The 6,000-nt window shown below is 48.4% G+C and carries 5 protein-coding genes and 1 tRNA gene; all 6 read left to right on the top strand.

All coding sequences use genetic code 11. The annotated features are described in order from the left end of the window. Nucleotide 1 precedes the first annotated feature (1 nt). The 6 genes from IE163_RS05890 to IE163_RS05865 all read left to right on the top strand — a co-directional run bounded on the left by IE163_RS05890 (nt 2) and on the right by IE163_RS05865 (nt 5,955). Nucleotides 2-77, top strand: a tRNA-Phe gene (locus IE163_RS05890). A gap of 511 nt (nt 78-588) precedes the next feature. Then, on the top strand, nt 589-2,748 hold the full coding sequence (locus IE163_RS05885; RefSeq protein WP_189431216.1) for a prolyl oligopeptidase family serine peptidase: 2,160 nt from the start codon (nt 589-591) through the stop codon (nt 2,746-2,748). 201 nt (nt 2,749-2,949) lie between these two features. Beyond that, entirely contained in the window at nt 2,950-4,161 is a 1,212-nt protein-coding gene (locus IE163_RS05880) for a phosphopentomutase (protein WP_189431214.1), read from the top strand. A gap of 19 nt (nt 4,162-4,180) precedes the next feature. Then, on the top strand, nt 4,181-4,882 hold the full coding sequence (gene deoD / locus IE163_RS05875; protein ID WP_189431213.1) for a purine-nucleoside phosphorylase: 702 nt from the start codon (nt 4,181-4,183) through the stop codon (nt 4,880-4,882). Nucleotides 4,883-4,918: 36 nt separating this feature from the next. Next, on the top strand, nt 4,919-5,392 hold the full coding sequence (gpt, locus tag IE163_RS05870; protein ID WP_189431211.1) for a xanthine phosphoribosyltransferase: 474 nt from the start codon (nt 4,919-4,921) through the stop codon (nt 5,390-5,392). A 2-nt stretch (nt 5,393-5,394) separates the two neighbouring features. Next, complete coding sequence (locus tag IE163_RS05865) at nt 5,395-5,955, top strand: nucleoside deaminase (RefSeq protein ID WP_229833446.1); 561 nt, start codon at nt 5,395-5,397, stop codon at nt 5,953-5,955. Nucleotides 5,956-6,000 lie beyond the last annotated feature (45 nt).

The raw sequence follows: 6,000 nt of genomic DNA, 5'->3' as shown, positions 1-6,000 counted from the left end.
TGCCCAGATAGCTCAGTCGGTAGAGCAGCGGATTGAAAATCCGCGTGTCGGTGGTTCGATTCCGCCTCTGGGCACCACTAATGTAAAACGCCAGCCTAGTGCTGGCGTTTTGCTTTTTAACGCCCAAGGCATCATCTTTGATTACTCGGTGCGTCCTGCACCTCGCCCTGCGGGTCAGCTTACAGCTGCTCAAAATCGCTCCTGGCGATTTTGTACTCGGTGCGTCCTGCACCTCGCCCTACGGGTCAGCTTACAGCTGCTCAAAATCGCTCCTGGCGATTTTGTACTCGGTGCGTCCTGCACCTCGCCCTACGGGTCAGCTTACAGCTGCTCAAAATCGCTCCTGGCGATTTTGTCCGCCTCTGGGCACCACTAATGTAAAACGCCAGCCTAGTGCTGGCGTTTTGCTTTTTAGCGCCCTTAGCACAATCTTTGGTAACTCGTTGCTACTACCTCGAAATGTACAGCACCTTGTCGATACCATATCAATCTACAAAAAATCCAGTTAAGTGAAATAGGCAAAAGGTTGCTTCTTTGTTAAGCTCATGCGGTTTCCCAATAATCACAATAACAATGGAGTCCACCTTAATGAAATATGTTGTTACTCTGCTTGCTGCAGCTGTGTTAACAGCCTGCGGCGGTGCTAAGCAAGATGTTGTTCCGGAGCAAAATATGGCAGTTGCCGCGCAAACTAGCGTTTTAAATTATCCTACTTCGGCAAAGGGCGATGTGGTTGATAGCTATTTCGGCCAGCAAGTTGCCGATCCTTTTCGTTGGTTAGAGGATGATCGCAGCAGCCAGACTGAAGCCTGGGTAAGAGCGCAAAATGAAACCACCTTTGATTATTTAAAACAAATTCCTTTCCGGGATCAAATTCGTGACAAGTTACAACAAGCTTGGAATTATGAGCGGGTAGGGGCGCCATTTAAAGAGGGCGATTACACCTATTTTTATAAAAATGACGGCCTGCAAAACCAGTTTGTGTTATACCGGCAAAAAGATGGCGGCGAGGTGGAAGTTTTCCTCGACCCCAATACCTTTAGCGCTGATGGCACCACTTCGATGGCCGATATCAGCTTTTCCCGTGATGGTAAATTAGCGGCTTATGCTATTTCCGAAGGCGGTAGTGACTGGCGAAAAATCATCGTATTGGATGTGGAGAGCAAGCAACAAATTGGCGATACGCTAATTGATATTAAATTCAGTGGTATTTCCTGGGTGGGTAACGACGGTTTCTTCTATTCCAGCTATGACAAGCCAGACGGCAGTGAGTTATCGGCCATGACCGATCAGCACAAGCTGTATTACCACAAATTAGGCACGCCACAGGCTGACGATAAAGTGATTTTTGGTGCAGCTGACGCAGAGAAGCATCGCTATGTTGGCGCGACAGTGACCGAAGATGATCGTTATTTATTGGTGTCGGCGGCAGTTTCGACCTCGGGTAATAAGCTGTTTCTAAAAGACCTGACTAAGCCAGACAGTGATTTTGTGACCATAGTGGCAGATACGGATTCTGATATTGACCTGGTTGATAGCGTGGGAGATACGCTGATCCTGGCAACCAACCGTAATGCACCTAACCGCAAAGTGGTAAAGGTGTCTGCTGCAGCGCCGCAGCAAGAGAATTGGCAGGAATTGATCCCGGAAACAGAGCATGTGCTTAGAATTAGCCGTGGTGCCGGTTTCTTATTTGCTAATTATATCGTGGATGCTATTGCTAAGGTTAAACAATATGATTATGACGGCAAGCTAGTACGTGATATTGCACTGCCCGGCGTAGGCAGTGTTGGCGGCTTTGGCGGTAAAAAAGACGCAGATACGCTGTACTTTAGTTTCGCGAACTACATTACCCCGGGCTCAATTTATGCTTTTGAACCCAAAGCCGGAGCGGTGAGTTTATATAATCAGCCTAAGGTTAATTTTGATCCGGCTAATTATGTGTCTGAGCAGGTATTCTATACCTCAAAAGATGGTACCAAGGTGCCGATGATCATCAGCTATCGCAAAGATTTAAAACGCGATGGCAGTAACCCTACTATCCTGTATGGCTATGGTGGCTTTAATATCAGCCTAACGCCGTCCTTTAGCGTGGCAAATGCCGTGTGGATGGAAATGGGCGGTATCTATGCGGTAGCTAATATTCGCGGTGGTGGTGAATACGGTAAAGCCTGGCATACTGCCGGCACCCAGCTGCAAAAGCAAAACGTGTTTGATGACTTTATTGCCGCAGCTGAATATTTACAGGCTGAGAAATATACTTCGCCGGCGAAAACTGCTGTGCGTGGTGGCTCTAACGGTGGTTTATTGGTTGGCGCCGTGATGACGCAACGGCCAGAGCTATTTGGTGTGGCTATTCCGCAGGTCGGGGTATTAGATATGCTGCGTTATCATACCTTTACTGCTGGCGCAGGTTGGGCCTATGACTATGGTACTGCCGAGCAATCTGCTGAGATGTTTCAGTATCTGAAAGGTTACTCACCGGTGCATAATGTCCAAGCGGGTGTCACCTATCCGGCAACGATGATCACCACAGCGGATCATGATGATCGGGTAGTGCCGGCGCACTCCTTTAAATTTGCTGCAGAATTGCAGGATAAAGCCAGTAAAACGACACCACAGCTGATCCGCATTGATGTGAAAGCAGGGCATGGTGCGGGCATGCCGGTATCAATGATTATTGATCAGGCCGCGGATATTTATAGCTTTACCCTGTTTAATATGGGCTATAGCAGTTTGCCTAAATAATTGGGTAATTTGTTCTATACTCTAGTTGCAAGGGCGCCAATTGGCGTCCTTGTTTTTTTAAGCGGTTTTACGTCTTGTAACTGGATCCTGACAGCATCTTGCTAAAATGTGCCAAGCGTATTAAGCTGCGTCCCCTTTTTATTTTATGCACCTGGCACAATCTGGCAGAATAGGGTGTCTATTCAGCCTAGGAGTTAAGTAATGACAAAAGCCGTCATTTTAGTGCTCGACAGTTTTGGTATTGGCAGTGCACCGGATGCTGCCAAGTTTGGTGATGTTGGGGCCAATACGTTTGCCAGTATTGCTAAGGCTTTTCATGCACAAAAGCAGCGTCCATTACAGTTACCGAATTTAGCGCGCCTTGGCTTGGTAAAAGCGGCCACGGCGGCCAGCAATGGCATTGCGCCGGATGTAGCCGATACAACTGATTGCGTAGGCGCCTATGGCTACGCCCGTGAGCTAAGCAGTGGTAAAGATACCCCAAGCGGGCACTGGGAAATTGCCGGGGTGCCAGTATTATTTGATTGGGGCTATTTTCATGAGAAAACCAATAGCTTTCCGCCTGAGTTAATTGACGAGTTATGTCAGCGCACCGGTGTGCCGGGTATTTTGGGTAATTGTCATGCCTCAGGTACGGATATTTTAGTCAAGCTGGGTGATGAACATATTAATAGCGGTAAACCCATTTGTTATACCTCGGCCGACAGTGTGTTTCAGGTGGCCGCCCATGAAGAACATTTTGGGTTGGAAAAACTGCTAAGCTTTTGCGAAACCGCGCGCGAACTGCTGGATAACTACAATATAGGCCGGGTGATCGCCCGGCCATTTTTAGGTACAACGGCAGAAAATTATGCCCGTACCGGTAACCGTCGCGATTATTCGGTATTACCCCCGGCTCCTACGGTGTTAGATAAGCTAACAGCAGCCGGCGGTAAGGTAATCAGTATTGGTAAAATTGCCGATATCTATGCCCATCAAGGCATTAGCGAGAGTTTAAAAGCGACAGGTTTAACGGCTTTGGTAGATAAAACGCTGGCGCAAATGGCTCAGCAAGCAGATAACAGTTTAATTTTTACTAATCTGGTCGATTTTGACCAAAACTTTGGTCATCGCCGTGATCCTATTGGCTATGGCGAAGCGCTGGAATATTTTGACAGCCGCTTGCCAGAGCTAATGGCGGCCTGTGGTGAGGATACCCTGATGTTATTAACCGCTGATCATGGTTGTGATCCAACCTGGCCAGGGACTGAGCATACCCGCGAATATGTGCCGGTACTGCTATATAAAGCCGGGCTAAAAGGGGTGGATTTAGGCGAACGGATGAGTTTTGCTGATATGGGGCAAACCTTAGCCGATTATTATGGGCTGGATGCCATGGCATACGGCGAATCTTTTTTAGCAAATTTACATTAACAGAACAGTAAGAGAATTTATGGCCACTCCACATATTAATGCGCCAGAGGGCGCTTTTGCCGAAGCGGTGTTGATGCCGGGCGATCCGTTGCGTGCTAAGCATATCGCCGAAACCTTTTTAGACGATGCCGTTTGCGTAAATACCGTGCGCAATATGTTTGGTTATACCGGGACTTATAAAGGCAAGCCGGTAAGTGTTTTAGGCTCAGGCATGGGCGTGCCCTCCATGTCTATTTATGCCACTGAGCTGGTAAAGTTTTATGGCGTAAAAAATATTATCCGTATTGGGTCTTGTGGTGCTTTGCCACTGGATGTGAAAGTGCGCGACGTGGTTATCGGTATGGGCGCCAGCACCGATTCCAGCGTTAACCGTAATCGCTTAGCCGGGATGGACTTTGCTGCTATTGCCAGCTTTAGCTTGCTGGAAAAAGCCGTTGCTGCGGCTCGCGCAAAAGCAATTAATGTAAAAGTAGGTAATGTCTTTACCTCGGATTTATTCTACAACCCAAGTGAAACCCTGTTTGACACCCTGGAAAAATACGGCGTGCTGGCAGTAGAAATGGAAGCTGCCGGTTTATATGGTGTGGCTGCGGAGTACGGTATTAATGCTTTAGCGATCTTTACGGTGAGCGATCATATCCGTACCGGTGAAGCCTTAAGTGCTGAGCTGAGACAAACCAGTTTTAATGAAATGGTTGAAGTGGCCTTAGGCTGTCTATAAACAAACAGCCTGTAAACAACGTTAGGAAAGAGTCGTATGTCATTAGCCAGCAATAAAATGTTTTATGTTTCCTGGGAAGCCTTTCACCGCGCCACCAAAGAGCTGGCGCGCCAACTCTTGGGCCAAAACTTTAATGCCATTGTTGCGGTGAGCCGTGGCGGTTTAGTGCCGGCAGCGATTATTGCCCGGGAGCTGAATATTCGGGTACTAGATAGCATCTGTATTGCCAGTTATAACCATGATCAGCAAGGCAGCTTAAGGGTGCTAAAAGATGCACACTTAGCAGATTCTGAGCAATTATTGATTGTGGATGACTTGGTTGATACCGGTGAAACCGCCAAGGCACTGCGTGAGCGCTTTCCTAAGGCGCGTTTTGTGACCGTCTATGCTAAACCGCAAGGCAAGCCATTGGTCGATCACTACGTTACCGATATTGAGCAGGATACCTGGATCCAACTGCCCTGGGATATGGAGCTGGCCTATAGCAAGCCTTTGGTAGAGGGGGCATAACAGTGCAAGCTGTCAGCATCAGCCTACCAGACTGGATAAACGAGCTGGTCGATTGGCAGCGCCGTTACCTTAACGATGATGACAAGATGGCGCTGGCCATTGAGTTATCCCGGCAGAACGTATTGCGCGGTACGGGTGGGCCTTTTGGTAGTGCGATTTTTGAAGCCGATAGCGGTAAGCTAATCAGTGTTGGTGTTAACCGGGTGATGCCGCTCAGCAATTCCAGTGCTCATGGTGAAATGGTCGCGATTATGCTGGCAGAGCAGGCAGTGCAAAGTTTCAGCCTAGCTGCTGATGGCGTAAAACGTGAGCTATTTACCTCCTGTGAGCCCTGCGCCATGTGTTTGGGCGGCACCTTGTGGAGCGGCGTAAAGCGCTTAGTCTGCGCCGCAACAGCAGAAGACGCCCGGGCTATTGGCTTTGATGAAGGCCCGGTGTTTGAGCCAAGCTATCAGTATCTGCGTGATGCCGGTGTAGAAGTGGTGCGATTGGTACAGCGTGATGCTGCGGCCGCAGTGCTTAAGCAGTATATGCAGGATGGCGGAACTATCTATAATGGATAAGGTTAAAACGCCGATTAGCCAGTTAACCAGGTAAAAGTCAGCCCT

It is taken from the genome of Alishewanella longhuensis, from assembly GCF_014653435.1.
Taxonomy (GTDB): domain Bacteria; phylum Pseudomonadota; class Gammaproteobacteria; order Enterobacterales; family Alteromonadaceae; genus Alishewanella; species Alishewanella longhuensis.
This window is presented reverse-complemented; position numbering and strand designations above follow the sequence as displayed.

Excerpts from the sequence above, each read along its gene's own strand:
- IE163_RS05885 (WP_189431216.1), top strand. The coding sequence starts at position 589 with ATGAAATATGTTGTTACTCTGCTTGCTGCAGCTGTGTTAACAGCCTGC.
- IE163_RS05880 (WP_189431214.1), top strand. The coding sequence starts at position 2,950 with ATGACAAAAGCCGTCATTTTAGTGCTCGACAGTTTTGGTATTGGCAGT.
- deoD (WP_189431213.1), top strand. The coding sequence starts at position 4,181 with ATGGCCACTCCACATATTAATGCGCCAGAGGGCGCTTTTGCCGAAGCG.
- gpt (WP_189431211.1), top strand. The coding sequence starts at position 4,919 with ATGTCATTAGCCAGCAATAAAATGTTTTATGTTTCCTGGGAAGCCTTT.